At 70.1% G+C, this 16,864-nt stretch carries 21 protein-coding genes and 1 pseudogene; 18 read left to right on the top strand and 4 right to left on the bottom strand.

Annotation, left to right across the window (positions count from 1 at the left end; all coding sequences use genetic code 11):
• Window positions 1–7: 7 nt before the first annotated feature.
• The 11 genes from rpmD to rplQ all read left to right on the top strand — a co-directional run bounded on the left by rpmD (window position 8) and on the right by rplQ (window position 6,379).
• Entirely contained in the window at window positions 8–202 is a 195-nt protein-coding gene (rpmD, locus tag DB32_RS38125) for a 50S ribosomal protein L30 (RefSeq protein WP_053237574.1), read from the top strand.
• Window positions 195–746 (top strand): 50S ribosomal protein L15, encoded by a 552-nt coding sequence (rplO, locus tag DB32_RS38120; protein ID WP_053237573.1) that lies wholly within the window; start codon window positions 195–197, stop codon window positions 744–746. Before rpmD ends, rplO begins: the two co-directional genes overlap by 8 nt.
• Before the next feature lie 95 nt (window positions 747–841).
• Window positions 842–2,170 carry a preprotein translocase subunit SecY gene (gene secY, locus DB32_RS38115; protein ID WP_053237572.1) on the top strand — a complete coding sequence of 443 codons (1,329 nt, stop codon included), beginning with the start codon at window positions 842–844 and terminating at the stop codon, window positions 2,168–2,170.
• A gap of 13 nt (window positions 2,171–2,183) precedes the next feature.
• Window positions 2,184–2,831 (top strand): adenylate kinase, encoded by a 648-nt coding sequence (locus tag DB32_RS38110; RefSeq protein WP_053237571.1) that lies wholly within the window; start codon window positions 2,184–2,186, stop codon window positions 2,829–2,831.
• Between the two features lie 13 nt (window positions 2,832–2,844).
• Window positions 2,845–3,057, top strand: a complete 213-nt coding sequence (locus DB32_RS50355; protein ID WP_053237570.1) for a translation initiation factor IF-1 — start codon at window positions 2,845–2,847, stop codon at window positions 3,055–3,057.
• 57 nt (window positions 3,058–3,114) lie between these two features.
• The gene (rpmJ, locus tag DB32_RS38100) at window positions 3,115–3,228 is read left to right on the top strand and encodes a 50S ribosomal protein L36 (protein WP_053237569.1); all 114 of its coding nucleotides are present in this window, start codon (window positions 3,115–3,117) and stop codon (window positions 3,226–3,228) included.
• A 15-nt stretch (window positions 3,229–3,243) separates the two neighbouring features.
• Window positions 3,244–3,609, top strand: coding sequence for a 30S ribosomal protein S13 (rpsM, locus tag DB32_RS38095; RefSeq protein ID WP_053237568.1), 366 nt, complete (start codon window positions 3,244–3,246; stop codon window positions 3,607–3,609).
• A 55-nt stretch (window positions 3,610–3,664) separates the two neighbouring features.
• On the top strand, window positions 3,665–4,057 hold the full coding sequence (gene rpsK, locus DB32_RS38090; RefSeq protein ID WP_053237567.1) for a 30S ribosomal protein S11: 393 nt from the start codon (window positions 3,665–3,667) through the stop codon (window positions 4,055–4,057).
• A 17-nt stretch (window positions 4,058–4,074) separates the two neighbouring features.
• Window positions 4,075–4,701 (top strand): 30S ribosomal protein S4, encoded by a 627-nt coding sequence (rpsD, locus tag DB32_RS38085; protein ID WP_053237566.1) that lies wholly within the window; start codon window positions 4,075–4,077, stop codon window positions 4,699–4,701.
• Window positions 4,702–4,810: 109 nt separating this feature from the next.
• On the top strand, window positions 4,811–5,827 hold the full coding sequence (locus tag DB32_RS38080) for a DNA-directed RNA polymerase subunit alpha (RefSeq protein WP_053237565.1): 1,017 nt from the start codon (window positions 4,811–4,813) through the stop codon (window positions 5,825–5,827).
• Between the two features lie 63 nt (window positions 5,828–5,890).
• A complete protein-coding gene (gene rplQ, locus DB32_RS38075) occupies window positions 5,891–6,379 on the top strand; it encodes a 50S ribosomal protein L17 (protein WP_075097724.1) in 489 nt (162 codons plus the stop codon).
• A gap of 102 nt (window positions 6,380–6,481) precedes the next feature.
• On the opposite strand, the gene DB32_RS38070 is transcribed toward rplQ, so the two are convergent.
• Complete coding sequence (locus DB32_RS38070; protein WP_053237564.1) at window positions 6,482–7,402, bottom strand: hypothetical protein; 921 nt, start codon at window positions 7,400–7,402, stop codon at window positions 6,482–6,484.
• A gap of 314 nt (window positions 7,403–7,716) precedes the next feature.
• Between DB32_RS38070 and DB32_RS38065 the strand changes: the two genes are divergently transcribed.
• Window positions 7,717–8,823: a glycosyltransferase family protein gene (locus DB32_RS38065; protein ID WP_169791691.1), complete on the top strand. Its 1,107-nt coding sequence runs from the start codon at window positions 7,717–7,719 to the stop codon at window positions 8,821–8,823.
• A gap of 150 nt (window positions 8,824–8,973) precedes the next feature.
• Here the strand turns inward: DB32_RS38065 and DB32_RS38060 are convergent, their stop codons facing one another.
• Window positions 8,974–9,432 (bottom strand): DUF2383 domain-containing protein, encoded by a 459-nt coding sequence (locus DB32_RS38060; protein ID WP_053237562.1) that lies wholly within the window; start codon window positions 9,430–9,432, stop codon window positions 8,974–8,976.
• Window positions 9,433–9,592: 160 nt separating this feature from the next.
• Here DB32_RS38060 and DB32_RS38055 point away from each other — a divergent pair, with 160 nt between their 5' ends.
• Window positions 9,593–10,399 carry an SRPBCC family protein gene (locus DB32_RS38055; protein ID WP_053237561.1) on the top strand — a complete coding sequence of 269 codons (807 nt, stop codon included), beginning with the start codon at window positions 9,593–9,595 and terminating at the stop codon, window positions 10,397–10,399.
• Window positions 10,400–10,474: 75 nt separating this feature from the next.
• Window positions 10,475–11,164 (top strand): extensin family protein, encoded by a 690-nt coding sequence (locus DB32_RS38050; RefSeq protein ID WP_157069996.1) that lies wholly within the window; start codon window positions 10,475–10,477, stop codon window positions 11,162–11,164.
• Here the strand turns inward: DB32_RS38050 and DB32_RS38045 are convergent, their stop codons facing one another.
• Both DB32_RS38045 and yccX read right to left on the bottom strand, forming a co-directional pair.
• On the bottom strand, window positions 11,165–12,592 hold the full coding sequence (locus DB32_RS38045; RefSeq protein ID WP_053237559.1) for a hypothetical protein: 1,428 nt from the start codon (window positions 12,590–12,592) through the stop codon (window positions 11,165–11,167). It abuts the gene before it with no gap.
• An 11-nt stretch (window positions 12,593–12,603) separates the two neighbouring features.
• Window positions 12,604–12,882: an acylphosphatase gene (gene yccX, locus DB32_RS38040; protein WP_053237558.1), complete on the bottom strand. Its 279-nt coding sequence runs from the start codon at window positions 12,880–12,882 to the stop codon at window positions 12,604–12,606.
• Window positions 12,883–13,027: 145 nt separating this feature from the next.
• On the opposite strand from yccX, the pseudogene rpmE reads away from it, so the two are divergent.
• The 4 genes and pseudogenes from rpmE to DB32_RS38020 all read left to right on the top strand — a co-directional run.
• A pseudogene (gene rpmE / locus DB32_RS38035) lies at window positions 13,028–13,216 on the top strand (50S ribosomal protein L31); the annotation flags it as partial.
• Window positions 13,217–13,411: 195 nt separating this feature from the next.
• On the top strand, window positions 13,412–14,503 hold the full coding sequence (locus DB32_RS38030; protein ID WP_205627111.1) for a DUF1385 domain-containing protein: 1,092 nt from the start codon (window positions 13,412–13,414) through the stop codon (window positions 14,501–14,503).
• A gap of 49 nt (window positions 14,504–14,552) precedes the next feature.
• Window positions 14,553–15,623 carry a peptide chain release factor 1 gene (gene prfA / locus DB32_RS38025; protein ID WP_053237555.1) on the top strand — a complete coding sequence of 357 codons (1,071 nt, stop codon included), beginning with the start codon at window positions 14,553–14,555 and terminating at the stop codon, window positions 15,621–15,623.
• A gap of 175 nt (window positions 15,624–15,798) precedes the next feature.
• Window positions 15,799–16,497 carry a hypothetical protein gene (locus tag DB32_RS38020; RefSeq protein ID WP_053237554.1) on the top strand — a complete coding sequence of 233 codons (699 nt, stop codon included), beginning with the start codon at window positions 15,799–15,801 and terminating at the stop codon, window positions 16,495–16,497.
• The last annotated feature ends 367 nt before the right edge of the window (window positions 16,498–16,864 follow it).

Here is a 16,864-nt window from a genome sequence, read left to right as displayed (position 1 = left end):
GCGCATCATGGCGATCAAGCCGAAGCTCAAGGTGAAGCAGCTCCGCAGCGGCATCGGCCGCACGGAGGCCATGCGCCGCACGCTCAAGGGTCTCGGTCTCCGCGGCCCGCACACCGAGGTCGTCGTGGCGAACACGCCCGCGTTCCGCGGTGCGATCAAGAAGGTGATCCACCTCGTGTCGGTGGAGGAGATCGATGGCTGACGAGAAGATCAGCGCAGAGGTGCCGATCCTCTCGCGCCTGCGCGCCCCGAAGGGTGCGGTCACGAAGAAGCTGCGCGTCGGCCGTGGTCCCGGATCGGGCCTGGGCAAGACCGCGGGCCGCGGTCAGAAGGGTCAGAAGGCCCGTCAGCCCGGCAACATCCACAAGCTGCACTTCGAGGGCGGCCAGATGCCGCTCAACCGCCGCCTCCCGAAGGTCGGCTTCAACTCGCTGTTCCCGCGCGACCTCGCCCCGGTGAACGTCAAGTCGCTCGACGCGTTCGAGGCTGGCGCGACGGTCGACGAGGCGGCGCTCCGCGCACGCGGCTTGGTGAAGGGCCGCTGGGACGGCGTGAAGATTCTCGGCACGGGTGAGCTCTCGAAGAAGCTCGTCGTCAAGGCGGACGCGTTCAGCGCCTCGGCGAAGGAGAAGATCGAGAAGGCCGGCGGCTCGATCGAGACGATCGAGAAGAAGGTCGCTCCGGTCGTGCGGCACAAGAACAAGCCCGCGAAGGGCAAGAAGCCGAAGGCCGCTGCAAAGGCTTGACCTCCGGTCGCGGTTGAGGGAGACAGCAGCCCCACGGTGAACCGAGCCCGCGATCTTCGCGGGCTCGCGTCACTCCGAGCACCGATTCCACTCGCATGAGCGCCTTCGCGAACATCGCCAAGATCCCCGAGCTCCGCCGCCGCATCCTCTTCACGCTGGGGATGATCGCGGTCTATCGCATCGGGATCTTCGTCACGATTCCCGGCATCGACCGGAACGTGCTCCGCGAGTACATCGGCCAGCAGGGCGGCTTCCTCGGGATGTTCAACCTGTTCTCGGGCGGCGCGCTCGAGCAGGCGTCGATCTTCTCGCTGGGCATCATGCCCTACGTCACGGCGAGCATCGTGCTCCAGCTGATGACGATCGTCGTCCCGCAGCTCGGCGAGCTGCGCAAGGAAGGCGAGGCGGGCCAGCGGAAGATCAACCAGTACACGCGGTACGGCACCGTCGTGATCTCGGTCGTCCAGGGCATCTTCTGGGCGAACTACTTCCAGGGCCTGAACGCGGGTGGCGCGGGCACGGGCTTCTCGACGGTCGGCGACGTCGTTCGCGATCCGGGCTGGGGCTTCGTGTTCCTGACGGTGATCGCGCTGACGACCGGCACCGCGTTCATCATGTGGCTCGGCGAGCAGATCACCGAGCGCGGCATCGGCAACGGCATCTCGCTCATCATCTTCGCGGGCATCGTCGCGGACCTTCCGCGCGCCGGCGTGCAGACGATGGAGCAGGTCCAGATCGGTCAGATCCAGCCGGTCTCGCTGCTGATGGTCGCGGCCATCGTGCTGCTCGTGATCGCGGTGATCACGTTCTTCGAGCGTGGCCAGCGCCGCATTCCGATCCACTACGCGAAGCGGCTCGTCGGTCGGAAGCTCTACGGCGGCCAGACCTCGCACTTGCCGCTCCGCGTGAACTCGAGCGGTGTGATCGCGCCGATCTTCGCGTCGTCGCTCCTGATGTTCCCGCAGCAGCTCGTCGGGATCATCCCGGGCATGGAGACGGTGAACGACTACATCCAGCCGGGGTCGTTCCTGTTCAACCTGCTCTACGTCGTGATGATCGTGTTCTTCGCGTTCTTCTACACGGCGGTCACGTTCCAGCCGGTCGAGGTCGCGGACAACCTCAAGAAGCAGAACGCCTTCATCCCGAAGGTTCGCCCGGGCAAGGCGACGGCCGAGTACATCGACCGCGTGCTCACCCGCATCACGGTCGGCGGTGCGATCTACGTCGCGCTCGTCTGCGTGGTCCCGCAGGTGCTCCAGGACTCGTTCCACGTGCCGTTCTTCTTCGGCGGCACGTCGGTGATGATCGTCGTCGGCGTCGCGCTCGACACCGTGCAGCAGATCGAGTCGCACCTCATCACGCGCCACTACGAGGGCCTCACCGGTCCGCGTGGTCCGCGCATCCGTGGTCGCCGCACGGCCTGAAGGGGGGCTAGACGTGGATCTCATCCTGTTCGGGCCCCCGGGGGCGGGGAAGGGCACGCAGAGCAAGTTCCTCGTCGATCGGCTCGGGATCCCGCAGATCTCGACGGGCGACATGATGCGTGCGGAGCGCAAGAGCGGCTCCGCGCTCGGCAAGAAGTTCGACGAGTACATGACGCAGGGCCTGCTCGTGCCCGACTCGCTGGTGATCGAGCTCCTGCGCAACCGCCTGGTGCAGGCCGACGCGAAGGGTGGCGCGATCTTCGACGGCTACCCGCGTACGGTCGATCAGGCGAAGGCCCTCGACGCGATGCTCGCGGAGATGGGCCGTCGAATCGAGAAGGTGATCGCGCTCGAGGTGCCGACCGAGGCGATCGTGGATCGAATTAGCGGCAGGCGATCGTGTGAGGCCTGTGGACAGGTCTACCACGTGAGCTATAATCCGCCCCCCTCGACGGGCCGCTGTGGCAATTGCGGCAGCGATCGCATCGTCCAACGCGACGATGACCGCGAGGAAAAGGTGCGCACGCGCAACGCGGTGTACCTCGAGAACACGCTCCCGATCCTCGCCCACTATGGGGACAAGGGGATCGTCGCGAAGGTCGACGGGACCGGCGCGGTGGAAGACGTGACCCGCAGGATCGAGTCGATCCTCGGGAAGTGAGCTCGCCCTTCGTATGAAGGGCACGGTTCTCGAAGCAGTGGTCGAAGACGAGCTGCCTCGAGGTCTGTACGCGGTGCGCAGCGAAGATGGTCGTCGCTTCGTCGCATCCCTGCCGATTCGGAGTCGGCACTCGATCGTGAAGCTGCTCCGAGGCGACCGCGTGATGATCGAAGTGTCCCCCGCGGACACCAGCCGTGCGCGCATCACTGCTCGCGCCGGTGACTGAGGATTCTCAGTCGGAAGTTTTCTCCCGTAGAGAGTTGGAAGTAAGAGCGAGGCTGCGATGAAGGTCCGTCCGAGCGTCAAGAAGATCTGCGAGAAGTGCAAGGTCGTCCGCCGCAAGGGGACCGTGCGCGTGATCTGCGAGAACCCGCGCCACAAGCAGCGTCAGGGCTGAAAGAGGAATCGAGTCATGGCACGCATCGCCGGCGTCGACCTTCCTGGTCGCAAGCACACCGTCATCGCTCTCCAGTACATCTACGGGATCGGTCCCGCGATCGCGAAGCAGATCTGCGAGAAGGCCGGGATTCCCGAGACGAAGAAGGCGGACGATCTCGACGAGAACGACGTCAAGAAGATCCGCGATCTCCTCGACACGCAGTTCAAGGTCGAGGGTGATCTCCGCCGCGAGATCGCCATCAACATCAAGCGCCTGATGGACCTCGGGTGCTATCGCGGGCTGCGTCATCGTCGTGGCCTTCCCGTGCGCGGCCAGCGCACCCACACGAATGCGCGCACCCGCAAGGGCCCGCGTCGCGGCAGCGCCGTCCGTCGCTGAGCTCGGAAGAGCCTCGAGCGAGCGACGGGGATCACCTCACCGGAGTATCTGAGAGATGGCGAAGCCGAAGGCAGCCAAGGGCAAGAAGAAGGTCAAGAAGAACATCGGCACGGGCATCGCGCACGTGCAGTCGACCTTCAACAACACGATCGTCACCGTCACGGACCTCGCGGGGAACGTGGTGGCGTGGAGCAGCGCGGGCGCGCGTGGCTTCAAGGGCTCGCGCAAGAGCACGCCGTTCGCGGCGCAGCTCGCCGCCGAAGACGCGGCTCGCAAGGCGCAGGACCACGGCATGACGACCGTCGCGATCTTCGTGAAGGGCCCGGGCGCGGGCCGCGAGTCGGCCCTCCGCGCGTTCCAGATGGCCGGCATGCGCGTGACGCTCATCCGTGACGTGACCCCGATCCCGCACAACGGCTGCCGCCCGCCCAAGCGTCGCCGCGTCTGAAGTAGAGGAACTGAGAGATGGCTCGCTACACCGGCCCGTCCTGCAAGCTCTGCCGTCGCGAGGGGGAGAAGCTCTTCCTCAAGGGCGACCGCTGCTACACCGACAAGTGCGCGTTCGATCGCCGTCCGTACCCGCCCGGCCAGCACGGCCAGCGTCGTTCGAAGGCGACCGAGTACGGCATCCGCCTTCGCGAGAAGCAGAAGGTGCGTCGTATCTACGGCGTGCTCGAGCGCCAGTTCCGCAAGTACTTCGCGTCGGCGGACGCGGGCAAGGGCGTGACCGGTGAGGCGCTGCTCGCGCTGCTCGAGCGCCGTCTCGACAGCGTCTGCTACCGCCTCGGCTTCGCGGCGACGCGCAGCGACGGTCGCCAGCTCGTGCGCCACAAGCACGTGCTCGTGAACGGCAAGACCGTCAGCATCCCGAGCTACCTCGTTCGCCCGAACGACACGATCACGATCCGCGAGAAGAGCCGCCAGAAGGGCCGCATCGTGACGGCGCTCGAAGGCGTCGAGCGTCGCGGCGTGCCGGAGTGGCTCTCGCTCGACAAGGGCGCGTTCACCGGCAAGGTGGTGAGCCAGCCGGTCCGCGAGGCGATCACGCTGCCCATCAAGGAGCAGCTGATCGTCGAGTTCTACTCGCGCTGATCGAAGTCTTTCCACGGGCGGACATGGTGTCCGCCCGTGGTCTTTTCTCTAGGCCCGTCGGGGTTCCGAGCGCGGTCATATTTCCGCGCTGGAGAGAGGTTCGGATTCCATGTCGACGACGTTCGTTGCACGCAACTGGCGCGATCTCATCAAGCCGAAGAGCGTCCCGGTCGAGGACGCGACGCCGACCTACGGCAAGTTCGTGTGCGAGCCGCTCGAGCGCGGCTTCGGCATCACGCTCGGCAACGCGCTGCGCCGGATCCTGCTGAGCTCGCTCCAGGGCGCGGCAATCACGGCGGTGAAGATCGACGGCGCGCTCCACGAGTTCACGTCGGTGCCGGACGTCGTGGAAGACGTCACGGACATCGTGCTCAACCTGAAGGAAGTCGTGGTCAAGGCGCACTCGCCGAAGACCCACGTCCTCCGGATCGACCGCGAAGGTCCCTGCGAGGTCACCGCGGGTGACATCCAGGTCAACGACCAGGTCGAGATCCTCAACCCGAAGCACGTCATCTGCACGGTCGCCAAGGGCGGCCGCTTCTCGGCGGAGCTCACGATCAACGTCGGGCGCGGGTACGTGCCGGCCGATCGCAACAAGACGCCGGGAATGCCGATCGGGACGATCGCGATCGACGCGCTCTTCTCGCCGATCCGCAAGGTGAACTACACGGTCACCAACGCGCGCGTCGGTCAGATCACCGACTACGACAAGCTCGCGCTCGAGGTCTGGACGAACGGCAGCGTGAAGCCGCACGACGCGGTCGCGTACGCCGCGAAGATCCTCAAGGACCAGCTCTCGATCTTCATCAACTTCGAGGAAGAGGAAGAGGCGACGACCCTCGACTCGAAGGAAGAGGAGCCGCTCAACGAGAACCTCTTCCGCTCGGTGGAGGAGCTCGAGCTCTCGGTCCGTAGCGCGAACTGCCTGCAGAACGCGAACATCCATCTCATCGGCGAGCTGGTCCAGAAGACCGAGGCCGAGATGCTCAAGACGAAGAATTTCGGCCGCAAGTCGCTGAAGGAGATCAAGGAGATCCTCGCCGACATGGGCCTCTCGCTGGGCATGAAGATCGACAACTGGCCGGCGATGCTCGAGCGCTGGAAGCAGCAGCAGGCGCAGGCCTGAACTGAGCGGCCGATTCGAGGCGATCGTCGCGAGACGAGCGAAGTAGAGAGACGGTAGGAAGCCATGCGTCACCGCAAGTCGGGCCGGAAGTTCGGCCGCAATACCCCGCACCGCCGCGCGATGCTCCGCAACCTCGCGGGCAACCTCGTGCTGCACGAGAAGATCGAGACGACCGACGCGAAGGCGAAGGAGCTCCGCCGAACGGTGGAGCGCCTCATCACGCGCGCGGCGCGGCTCGGTGACGAGCTCACCGTCGACATCGGGAAGCTGAGCGAGGAGCAGCGTGGCGAGGTCGTCGCGCGTCGCGTCCACGCGCAGCGCCTGGTGGCGCGCGACCTGCCGAAGACGCTGACCAAGACCAACTCGGACGGCAGCACCGAAGAGGTCGATCTCGTCTACAAGCTCTTCCACGAGATCGCGCCGCGCTTCCTCGCGCGCATCAAGGACAAGAAGGGCGGCGGGTACACCCGCATCACGAAGCTCAACACGCGCCGCGGCGACAACGCGCCGATGGCGATGATCGAGATCCTCGGAGAGAGCGCGGCGGAGTGATCCACCGCTCGTGCCTCCACGGCGGAGGCACGACGGAGCCTGAGCCCGCCTCGACGAGAAGAAGCCCCGCGACGCGTGCGTCGTGGGGCTTCTTCATTCCGTCTAGGTCGTCGCCCGCGAGCGACGTCCGGCGTTGCTCTTCGACGAGCCGCGGGCCAAGCCCGGCTTGCTGCTCGTGCCGCGCGAGGGGGCGCCCGCGAGGCGGACTCCCTTCCGCGGTCCGAGGGTCGCGCCACGCTGCTCTCCGCTGCTCGCGGCGCCGCGCACCGACGGCCGCATCGCCTGCTCGGTCGACTTCTTCACCGCCTTGCGCGAGCCCGAGCGCCCCGAGGCGGCATGGGCGCCTGCGTCGGTCGGGCGCGAGCGGCCGCCTCCCGAGCCTCCCCGCGCGCCGGTCGAGCGCCCGCCGCTCGCCTTCGCCGCGCGCGTGGGCGGGCTGTGATCGCGGCGCGGCTTCGCACGGCCCCCGACGGTCCCCGCGGCGCGGCGGCGCCCCGGCGGGACGTCCTCGCCGTCGCGCTCGATGAAGTGCGACTCGCCCACGCGGACGGGGCGCGTGATGGTCCCGATGCCGGGCGCGCTGCCCGCGCTCGAGTGCTCGCCGCGCGGCTCGCGACCCTTCGCGCGCGCATCGCGCGCGCTCGGCCCGCGCAGTCCTTCGCGTGCCCGCTCCTGGGCCGGCCCGCGCGCCTTCTTCGTCTTCGCCTTCGACTTCACGCGCCGTCCTCCAGAGCTCGTCGCGCCGCGCGCGCTCGTGTCCTCGTCGTCCGAGCCGCGCGCCGTCGTCCGGCCGCGCGTTCCTGCCTTGCGCGCGGCCACGTTCGTGGCGCGCGCGTCGAACGCGGAGCGATCGCCGGCATCGATCGCCTTCGTCTTCGACTTGCTCTTCTTCTTCGCGCCGCGCTCCGGGAGCCCGACGCGCGAGCGCGGATCTTCGTCGCGCTTCAGACGCGTCCCGACTCCTTCGACGTAGCGCCCGACGCCGGTCCTCGCGCTCGTCTGGCTCTTGTCCTCCCGCGCCATCCGTCCTCCTCGCGCGCTTTGGCCTCGTGCGGAGAGCTCCGCGGGTCGGCGCGCCTCGGGTGTCGCGCTGATGGGGCATCGCGCGTGCCACGCATGTGCTCCTCCGCACGCGCATCGCGACGCGTCGCGGAAACACACGGCGTCGATCGCACGCATGTGCGGTCGACGCGCGTGCTTCCGCCGCGCTGCGCCTCGGTGGGGCGCGCCGCGTCGTGCACGTTGCCTCGGCACGCGCGGGCTTCGCGCGCGCACCACGCCCCACGACGCGGGATCGTCGATTGCAGAGTTGCCGCGCGATGCTCGCCAGGCGCGAGATGACCGACATCGTCGCCTTCACTCGTGCTCGATGGGGCGCCCAGACGTCGCGCGAGCATCCGCTCCTGCACGCGCTCGCTCGAGCGCGACGCGTCTTCGTGATCGAAGCGCCGGTGCGCGATGCGTGCGTCGCCGCTGCGTTCGTCGAAGAGATGCGCGTCGCCGATGGGCTCGTCGTCTGCGTGCCGCACCTACGCGACGATCTCGACGAGGTGCGCGCGCGCGCCGCGCTCGCGACGCTCGTACAGCAGCTCGTCGATCGTCACGCGATCCGCGCCGAGATCCTGTGGGTGCGCGCGGCTGCCGATCTCGCCGTCGCGCGCTGCGTGGAGCCGCGCGTCGTGGTGTGGGACTGCGACGACGAGCCCTTCGCGCCGGGCGAGCGCGCGCTGCTCGCGCGCGCCGACCTCGTGCTCACCGCGACGCACGCGAGCGCCGACGCGCGCCGTCGCGCGCACGCGCTCGTGCAGGTCATGCCGCTCATCGTCGATGCGTCGCGGCACGCTCGCGCGAGCGCGGACGAGTGGGTCGATCCCCTCGATCAGTCGTGCATTCCGGGGCCGCGGCTCGGGCTCGCAGCACCGATCGACGCGCACCTCGACGTCGCGCTCCTCGCGCGCGTCGCGGACGCGCTCCCGGAGCTCTCGGTGATCGCGCTCGGGGCGCCGCGCGGGATCGACGTGCGCGCGCTGCCGTGTCGGCCGAACATCCGCTGGCTCGGTGAGAAGCGGGACGACGAGCTGCCCCGCTACATCGCGGGATGGGACATCGGCATCGCGCCCGTGCTCACGAGCGGTGGGGACGAGCCGCGCCTCGCGCTCGACGTGATGACGTCGGGGCGCCCCGTCGTCGCGGCGAGCTCGCGCGATCTCGGGGCGCTCGCCGCGCTCTCGCCGCTCGCGCGTGTCGCGGACCGAGCGTCGTTCGTGGCGGCGATCGAGGCCGCGCTGCGCGAGCCGATCGCCGAGCATGCGCGCTGGGCCGAGTCGCTCCGCGCTGCGCTCACCGCCGACGCCGCGTGCGCGCGCTTCGAGTCGTGGGTCGCCGACGCGCGCTATCGAGCGCGCGGAGCACGCAGCGCGGAGCTCGAGCGCTCGAGCGCCTGATCGCGCGCCTGCGCGTCCGGGCGCTCGCTTGAACGATCGTTCAAGAACGACGAAACGAGTCGGGGCGGGAGAGCGACTTCCGACGCTCTCCCGCCCCTTCCCGCACCCGATCGATCCCGCTGCACCTCGGAGGGCAAGCCCTCGGCGCGCTCACGCGTGCCGCACCTGCTCCCAGACGCGTCGTGCGATCGCGTCCTCGATGTACTCGAGGTGACGTCGCTCGTCGTCGTAGTTGCGACGCACGAGCTCGTCCACTCGAGCAGGCAAGGCCATCTTCGCGGCCTTGTCGTACTCCTTGTTCGTCAGCTTCTCGTTGGTCTGCATCGCCCGCAGGCTCTGCTCGGTCCCCATCGCGGCGCGCAGCGCGGTCATGCCCTCGATGAACAGACCCTTGAGGTCGCGCCGGATCACCGGCGCCGTCCCACCGAGATCGAGGATCGCCGTCGTCAGCTCCGTGACGTGCCGCTCGTGGTCGCCCTTGAAGCGCTCGAGCTCCGCACGAACCGGCTCGACGTCGATGTTCTTGATCGCCTGGTCGTACGCATGGATCGCGTCGACGTCGAGGTGCACGAGATCGCGCAACAGCGCGATCACTGCGTTCGTCTCCATCTCGCCTCCTCGTCCTCGTGCGGTCGCCTCTCGTCACCATCAGATGGCCGCGCTCGCGAGGCCCACAAGGGCGGGTCTCCACCCGCGTTGTGCGTCCGTGCCGTGCACCTACGTCGCGGATCGAGGCGTGAGGATCGCCCGCGCCCGGAGGACCGCACGCATGGCGAGCGACGCGATCCGCGTGTCACCGCGCGACACGCTCACCGAGGCAGCAGAGCTCGACGAGGGCGAGCGCGTCGTGTCGACGGTCGCCGGCGTCGCGCTCGCGGCGCTCGGTCTCGCGCGCGGTCGCGCGAGCGGTGTCGTGCTCGCAGCGCTCGGCGCATACGGCGTGTACCGCGGCCTGACCGGGCGATGTCCGGTGTCGCGCGAGCTGACGGCGACCGCGCACCGGGCGCTCGCGCGCGAGCGCGTCGAGGTGCGCGGCGCGATCACGATCGACGCGCGTCCCGAGGAGCTCTACGGGCTCTGGCGCGATCTCTCGCTGCTGCCGCGCTTCCTCCGGCACGTCGCGTCGGTGCGCGTGGAGGGCGCGCGCTCGCGGTGGGAGCTCACTCCGCTGCCCGGCTTTCCTGCGCATCGACCGCGCGTCGCGTGGGACGCCGAACTGGTGGAGGACGTGCCGGGCCGCGCGATCGCGTGGCGCACGGTGCCGGGCTCGCCGATCGCGCACGAGGGCGCGGTGCGCTTCGAGCGCTCGCGCGACGGGCGCGGCACCGAGGTCCAGGTCGAGCTCGTGTACTCGATGCCTGCCGCCGCGCTCGCGTCGCACGTCGCGTCGTGGCTCGGGCTCGCGCCGGAGCAGCAGCTGCGCAGCGACCTACGGCGACTGAAGGAGCTCGTGGAGACCGGTGATCTCGGCGCGCGCGCCCCCGCACCGCGCAGCGGCAACGGCCGCTCGAAGAAGCCGTCGAACGGGCACGGCACGATGACGTCCGCGCGCGCACCGCGTCGCGACGAGTCGTGACGCGCTGAATCCCGCGAGGGGCGGCCGCGTCTTGGCGTTCGCGAGCACCCGCCCCATGCTCCAGAGCCCACCGTGGTGAAGCTGTCGAACGGTCGGATCGCACGCGCGTCGCTCGTGCTCTCCATCCTCGTCGCGATCGCGATGATCGCCGCGTCCTCCGCGAAAGCACAGCTCGATCTCGGCTGGCTGTTCGGACGGCGAGGTCCCTCCTACGCGCTCGACGACATCGCGCGGCGCGGGCAGGACACGTCGATCTGCCAGCCCGAGATCATGGTGCCGTATCGCGGCACCGCGCTGCGCTACTCGGGCACGGTGCGCGTCCATCCCGCGTTCCTCGAACGACTGCCCGAGCTCGAGCGCGTCGCGATCGAGGTCGCGACCGAGATCTACGGGCGCGCGCCACATCGGCTGATCCACGCCGGCGCGTACAACTGTCGCTCGGTGCGCGGCAACCGCGGTCGCTTGAGCGAGCACGCGCTCGGCAACGCGCTCGACGTGCGCGGCTTCGAGTTCCGTGCGCTCCCGCGGCGCACCCGAGCGCCCGAGGGATTGCCGCGCGCGCTGCGTCGTGGGTTCACGGTGTCGCTCGAGCGGCACTGGGAGGCGGAGAGCGAGACCGGCGCGGTGCACCAGCGCTTCTTGCGCACGCTCATCGAGCGGCTCGCGCGCGAGGACGTGTTCCGCGTGATCTACGGGCCCGCGCACCCCGGGCACCGCAACCACTTCCACTTCGACATGTCGCCGTTCCGCTGGATCCACGTGTGATCAGCCGGGCAGCGTGACGTCGTGCGCGGGAGGCGCGTCGTCCTCCTCGGGCTCGTCCTCTCCGGTCGTGACCACGGGCGTGCTGCGCGCGCTCAGCAGCCACGCGCCGAGCACCGCGAACAGCGCCGCCGCGACGCCGAGCGCGCCGCGGCGACGCTCGGCGTCGTCCGCGCTCACCGCGGCCGGCTGCGCCTGCGCGTCGAGGCGCGCGAGCACCTCCGCGCATCGCGTGCACGTCGGGTCCCCGCTCGCGGCGCGTCGATACGCTTCGACGTCGAGCACGCCTCGCGCGAGCGCGTCCTCGGCCTCGACGAACGAGAGCCGCGCCTCCCATCGCGCGCGATGCTCGTCGCTCGGCGCGATGCGCACCGCACGCTCGTACGCGCTGCGCGCTCTCGCGCGCTCGTCGAGCGCCATCCACGCCTCGCCGGCGCGCGCGAAGAGCACCGCGACCTCGTGTGATCCCGCGTCGGGGGCGCGCGCGAGCAGCGCCTCGAGCGCCTCGGTCGCCGCGCGTGCTTCGCCGCGATCGAGGGCACCGTCCGCCGCGACCGCGAGATCCGCGACGCGTGCGAGCCGCGCCGCGTCGAGCCGCTCGTAGAGCACGTCGAGCGTGCGCGACCAGCTCCACGCCTGGTTCGCGTCCTCGCCGAGACGAAGGCGGAACTGCTCGCGCGCCTGCCACACGCCGTTCTGTCCGTACTCGCGCAGCGCATCGCGCGCCGCGTCGCGCACCAGCCGTCGCGGATCGTCGACGAACGACGCGACGACGCTCATCGCGTCGATCGAGCGCGTCGTGCCCCACGCGCGCAGCACGTCCGCGAGATCCGTCGGCGCGAGCCGCTGCACGAGACGTCCTGCGTCGTCGAGCGAGAGCTCGCGCCCCGACCACCGCGCCCACTCGCGCCCCGCGACGTCTTCGTGAGCGCGCGCGCGGATGATCGCGGCGGCCGCGCGATCACCGAGCCGCAGCACCGAACGCCGCCCGTCCATCGTCCACGCGTCGCGATCGAGCCGCAGCACCTCGGGGATCAGCACGAGCGCATCCGTCGTCGCGATGCGCTCGAGCGAGCGCAGCAGCAGGAGCGGCTCGGCCATCCGCAGCGCGTCGCGATCGCGACGTTCTCCGAGCACCACCGGGATCCCGTCCGCGACGTCGACGAGATCGTCGGCGCGTCGCGACCCGGTCGCGCGCCGGAACGCGGTCAGCAGCGCGACCGCGTCCTCGGGGAGCGGTCGCGCGCGCCGCAGCGTCACGAGGCGCGCGCGGATCGCGGGCAGCGCCTCGGCGGGCAGCGCACCGAGCGTCTCGTACGCGCGGCGTCGCTCGCCCGCGTCGTCGCTCCCGAGCGCGCGCACCAGCGTCGCGATCTCGTCCTCGGTGGTCTGCGCGCGCGCCACGCACGGCGCGCACGCGACGAGGACCACCAGCGCGATCGCTACTGCTCGATCACGAACGCAGCGAACTCGCCGGTGTAGCTCTTCCAGCGCGTGTCCACCTTGTCCACGCGCGCCGTCGAGGGGCCTCGTTGCGCCCATGCGAGGAAGTCCTTGACCTGATCTTCTTCGCCCTCGGCGACGATCTCGACCGCGCCGTCGGGCCGGTTCTTGACCCAGCCGGTGAGCCCGAGACGCTTGGCCTCGCGGACCGACGACGCGCGGAAGTACACGCCCTGCACGCGTCCTCGGATCACCAGGTGGATCCGCTTCTGAGCCATCGAGCCAGACTCCTCACTATCCGGGGTGGACCGGATCTCCAAAAAAACCGCGGGCGAGCGCGCCGGGCCCCGTCCTTGCGGTCCCGAGCGCGATCCACTACATCTCCCGGCCCCTTTTATCTCCGAAGGGGCGGAAGAGGTACCCATGAAGGCCGGCATCCACCCGAAGTACGACACCGCGACCATCACCTGCGCGTGCGGCGCCACGTACGAGACCCGCTCGTCGCGCGGCTCGTTCGGCGTCGACGTCTGCAGCAACTGCCACCCGTTCTTCACGGGCAAGCAGCGCATCATGGACACCGCGGGACGCGTCGAGCGCTTCCGCAAGAAGTACGAGAACCAGCCGGCCGCCGCGACCGGCAAGAAGGTCAAGCAGGCGAAGAAGGCCGCGAAGGCCGCCGCCGCCGAGAGCGCCGGCGAGGAGTGATCCTCGCGCGATCGCAGACGAGCCGCGCGCTGTGCCACCCGGCACCGACCTACCGATGCGCGCGGCTCGCGATCGCTGCTCGAGGGCACTAGAGTGCACGCCGTGAGCACGCAGGAAGCACGGCCTTACATCGGCGGTCAGGCCGTCATCGAAGGCGTCATGATGCGCGCGCCGGGCGGCGTCGCCGTCGCGGTGCGCAGGCCCGACGGGCAGATCGTCGTCAAGGACGGTCCGCTCCCCGCGGCGCTGCGCAGCCCGATCTGGAAGATCCCGGGGCTGCGCGGGATCGGGACGCTGTACGAGTCGCTCTCGCTCGGGTATTCGGCGCTCCAGTTCAGCGCGGACCAGCAGGGCGAAGAAGAGGCGCCGAAGCGCACCGGCATCGCGTCGATGCTCCCGGTGCTGCTCTTCCCCGCGATGCTCGCGACCCAGGACCCCGAGCCCACCTCGTCGGGCGGCGGCGCATCGAGCGGCGGCTCGCGCGCGGCGATGTTCGTGTCCACGCTGCTCGCGCTCGGGCTCTTCATCGCGCTCCCGCAGCTCCTCGCGACCGGCGCGGGCTGGCTGATCGGCGCGGACCTCGATCTCGGCGACTGGCGCTTCCACGCGCTGACCGGCGTGTTCAAGCTCGTCGTGCTCACGACGTACCTCGTCGCGATCTCGCGGATCCCCGAGATTCGTCGGGTCTTCCAGTACCACGGCGCCGAGCACAAGACGATCTTCGCGTACGAAGCGGGGCTCGCGCCCACCGTCGACAACGTGCGCGCGCAGTCGACGCTGCACCCGCGCTGCGGCACGACGTTCCTGATCACCGTGGTGATCGTGTCGGTGATCCTCGGCTCGATCGTCACGCCGCTCGTGCTCCCGGGCGCGAGCGGGATCGGCGGACAGATCGCGACGCTCGCGCTGCGCATCTCGCTGCTTCCGGCGATCGCCGCGATCTCGTACGAGCTCCAGCGCTTCTCGGCGCGCTACTGCACGACGGGCCCGCTGCGGGTGCTGCTGTGGCCGGGGTTCCTCTTCCAGAAGATCACGACGCGCGAGCCCGACGACGCGCAGATCGAGGTCGCGATCGCGTCGATGCAGAGCGCGTTCTGGCGCCAGCGCGAAGGCGATCGTGCGCCCGCGAGCGATCAGGTGCGCGTCTTCCCGTCGCTCGACGGCGCGCTCGCGCACTACGCAGGATCGCGTTGAGCGCGCTCCTGCGCAGCGCCTTCCGCGCCTCGAGGCGCGCCACTTGAGCATGCTCCCGGTCGACAAGCTCGAATCCCTCGCGATGCGTCACGAGGAGCTCGAAGAGCTCCTCTGCCGCGCCGACGTGATCAGCGACGGCAAACGCTACGCGCAGCTGCGCCGCGAGCACGGTGAGCTCGGCCCGCTGGTCGAGACGTTCGCGCGCTGGAAGAAGACCTCGAAGCAGCTCGAGGACGATCGCGCCGCGCTCGCGGATCCCGATCTGCGCGAGATGGCGGAGGAAGAGATCCCGACGCTCGAGGCCGAGCTCGACACGCTCGCCAAGGAGCTCGAGGTCCTGCTCCTGCCGAGCGATCCCAACGACGCGCGCAACACGATCGTCGAGATCCGCAGCGGCACCGGCGGCGAGGAGGCGGCGCTCTTCGCGTCGGATCTCTTCCGCATGTACACGCGCTACGCGGATCGTGTGGGCTGGAAGGTCGAGATCCTCGACACGAGCCACGCGAGCGCGGGCGGCTACAAGGAGATCGTCGCGTCGTTCAGCGGCGATCGTGTGTACTCGCGCATGCGCTTCGAGGGCGGCGTGCATCGCGTGCAGCGCGTGCCCGCGACCGAGTCGCAGGGGCGCATCCACACCTCGACCGCGACCGTCGCGGTGCTGCCCGAGGCCGACGAGGTCGACGTCGACATCGACGAGAAGGACCTCGAGATCTCGATCGCGGCGAGCGGCGGGCCCGGCGGTCAGGGCGTCAACACCACGAACAGCGCGGTGCAGATCCTCCACCGTCCGAGCGGCATCATCGTGAAGTGCCAGGACGAGCGCTCGCAGATCAAGAACAAGGCGCGCGCGATGAAGGTGCTGCGCGCGCGCTTGCTCGAGCGCGAGCAAGCGGCGCACGACGCGCAGATCGCGGCGGAGCGTCGCGGCATGGTCGGCAGCGGCGAGCGCAGCGAGAAGATCCGCACCTACAACTACCCGCAGAACCGCGTGACCGATCACCGCATCGGCCTGACGCTGCACAAGCTCGACGCGGTGATGAACGGCGACGTCGACGAGCTGCTGAGCGCGCTGCGCGCGAGCCATCAGGCCGCGCTGCTCGAGGCGCAGTCCCGCGGCTGATGGGTCTCGGCGTGAGGCGCCCGGCGCCGCGGTTCTGCCGCCTCGCGAGGTAGAGGTGGGGAGGGCTCGCGCCGCGCGCGTGCGCGCGCTGTCGCGCGGGGATCGGGGTCGTGGCGATCGGTGCGGGGGCGCTCGGCGCGGAGCTCGTGGAGCGGTGCGTGCACAATCGGCGGTCATGAACATCCACGACACACGCTGGCTCGCTCCCTTCGTCCTCATCGCCGCGCTTGGTTGCGACAACGACCCGGCTCCGATCTCGGTCCAGGAGTACGGCGCCGAGGGATCGCGCTGGCTCTGCACGCGGCTCTTCGACTGCTGCGACGCGGACTCTCGCGCGGGCTTCTTCGGGGTCGCGTCCCCCACGCCGAGCACCACCGAGGAGTGCATCGCGTACTTCGATGCATCGCTGGGGACCGTGTTCGAGACGCTCGCCACCAGCATCGACGCCGGGCGCGTCGACTACGACGGGGCGCTCGCGGCCTCGTGCCTCGAGGGCTTCGAGGAGCAGTCGTGCGAGGACTTCCGCGCGATGGTGACCGGCTCGGTGCTGGTCTCGCAGTGCGACGGAGTCTTCCAGGCGCGGGTCGCCGATGGCGGCGCCTGCTCGACGCTCTTCGACTGCGAGAGCCGCTCGTGCACCGCGATCAACGCGGACGCGCTCGGCACCTGCCGCGCGATCGCGGGCGAGGGCGACGCATGCGGGGCCTCGACGGTCTGTGCGACGGGCCTCTTCTGCGACGTCCGCGCCGAGCCGCCGGTGTGCACGCGCTCGCGGGAGGACGGCGCGGAGTGCCAGTCGTCGCTCGAGTGCGCGAGCTTCTCGTGCGTCGAGAACGAGTGCGCGCCGCGCGCGCCGCTCTGCGAGGCGAGCTGAGCGCGGTCGCGTCGGGCGGGTGATCGTCATCGGCGTCGGGTGCCACGCGGGGGCAGCGGGCGGCGATCGTGATCGGCGGCGGGCGCCGGCGGGTGGCGTCGGGCGGTGATCGTGATCGGCGGCGGGTGCCGGGCGGTGGCGTCGGCCGGTGATCGTGATCGGCGGCGGGAGCCGGGCCGTGGCGTCGGGCGGTGATCGTGATCGGCGTCGGGCGCCGGGCGGTGGCGTCGGCCGGTGATCGCGATCGGCGGCGGGCGCCGGGCGGTGGCGTCGGCCGGTGATCGTGATCGGCGTCGGGCGCCGGGCGGTGGCGTCGGGCGGTGATCGTGATCGGCGTCGGGTGCCGGGCGGTGGCGTCCGCTGCCGA

The organism is Sandaracinus amylolyticus (assembly GCF_000737325.1).
GTDB classification, from domain to species: domain Bacteria; phylum Myxococcota_A; class Polyangia; order Polyangiales; family Sandaracinaceae; genus Sandaracinus; species Sandaracinus amylolyticus.
The sequence above is the reverse complement of the archived record's forward strand: the minus strand, read 5'-3'. Positions and strand labels throughout refer to the sequence as shown.

Coding starts and splice junctions, on each gene's coding strand:
- rpmD (WP_053237574.1), top strand. CDS start 8: ATGGCGATCAAGCCGAAGCTCAAGGTGAAGCAGCTCCGCAGCGGCATC.
- rplO (WP_053237573.1), top strand. CDS start 195: ATGGCTGACGAGAAGATCAGCGCAGAGGTGCCGATCCTCTCGCGCCTG.
- secY (WP_053237572.1), top strand. CDS start 842: ATGAGCGCCTTCGCGAACATCGCCAAGATCCCCGAGCTCCGCCGCCGC.
- DB32_RS50355 (WP_053237570.1), top strand. CDS start 2,845: ATGAAGGGCACGGTTCTCGAAGCAGTGGTCGAAGACGAGCTGCCTCGA.
- rpmJ (WP_053237569.1), top strand. CDS start 3,115: ATGAAGGTCCGTCCGAGCGTCAAGAAGATCTGCGAGAAGTGCAAGGTC.
- rpsM (WP_053237568.1), top strand. CDS start 3,244: ATGGCACGCATCGCCGGCGTCGACCTTCCTGGTCGCAAGCACACCGTC.
- rpsK (WP_053237567.1), top strand. CDS start 3,665: ATGGCGAAGCCGAAGGCAGCCAAGGGCAAGAAGAAGGTCAAGAAGAAC.
- rpsD (WP_053237566.1), top strand. CDS start 4,075: ATGGCTCGCTACACCGGCCCGTCCTGCAAGCTCTGCCGTCGCGAGGGG.
- DB32_RS38080 (WP_053237565.1), top strand. CDS start 4,811: ATGTCGACGACGTTCGTTGCACGCAACTGGCGCGATCTCATCAAGCCG.
- rplQ (WP_075097724.1), top strand. CDS start 5,891: ATGCGTCACCGCAAGTCGGGCCGGAAGTTCGGCCGCAATACCCCGCAC.
- DB32_RS38070 (WP_053237564.1), bottom strand. CDS start 7,402: ATGGCGCGGGAGGACAAGAGCCAGACGAGCGCGAGGACCGGCGTCGGG.
- DB32_RS38065 (WP_169791691.1), top strand. CDS start 7,717: ATGACCGACATCGTCGCCTTCACTCGTGCTCGATGGGGCGCCCAGACG.
- DB32_RS38060 (WP_053237562.1), bottom strand. CDS start 9,432: ATGGAGACGAACGCAGTGATCGCGCTGTTGCGCGATCTCGTGCACCTC.
- DB32_RS38055 (WP_053237561.1), top strand. CDS start 9,593: ATGGCGAGCGACGCGATCCGCGTGTCACCGCGCGACACGCTCACCGAG.
- yccX (WP_053237558.1), bottom strand. CDS start 12,882: ATGGCTCAGAAGCGGATCCACCTGGTGATCCGAGGACGCGTGCAGGGC.
- prfA (WP_053237555.1), top strand. CDS start 14,553: ATGCTCCCGGTCGACAAGCTCGAATCCCTCGCGATGCGTCACGAGGAG.
- DB32_RS38020 (WP_053237554.1), top strand. CDS start 15,799: ATGAACATCCACGACACACGCTGGCTCGCTCCCTTCGTCCTCATCGCC.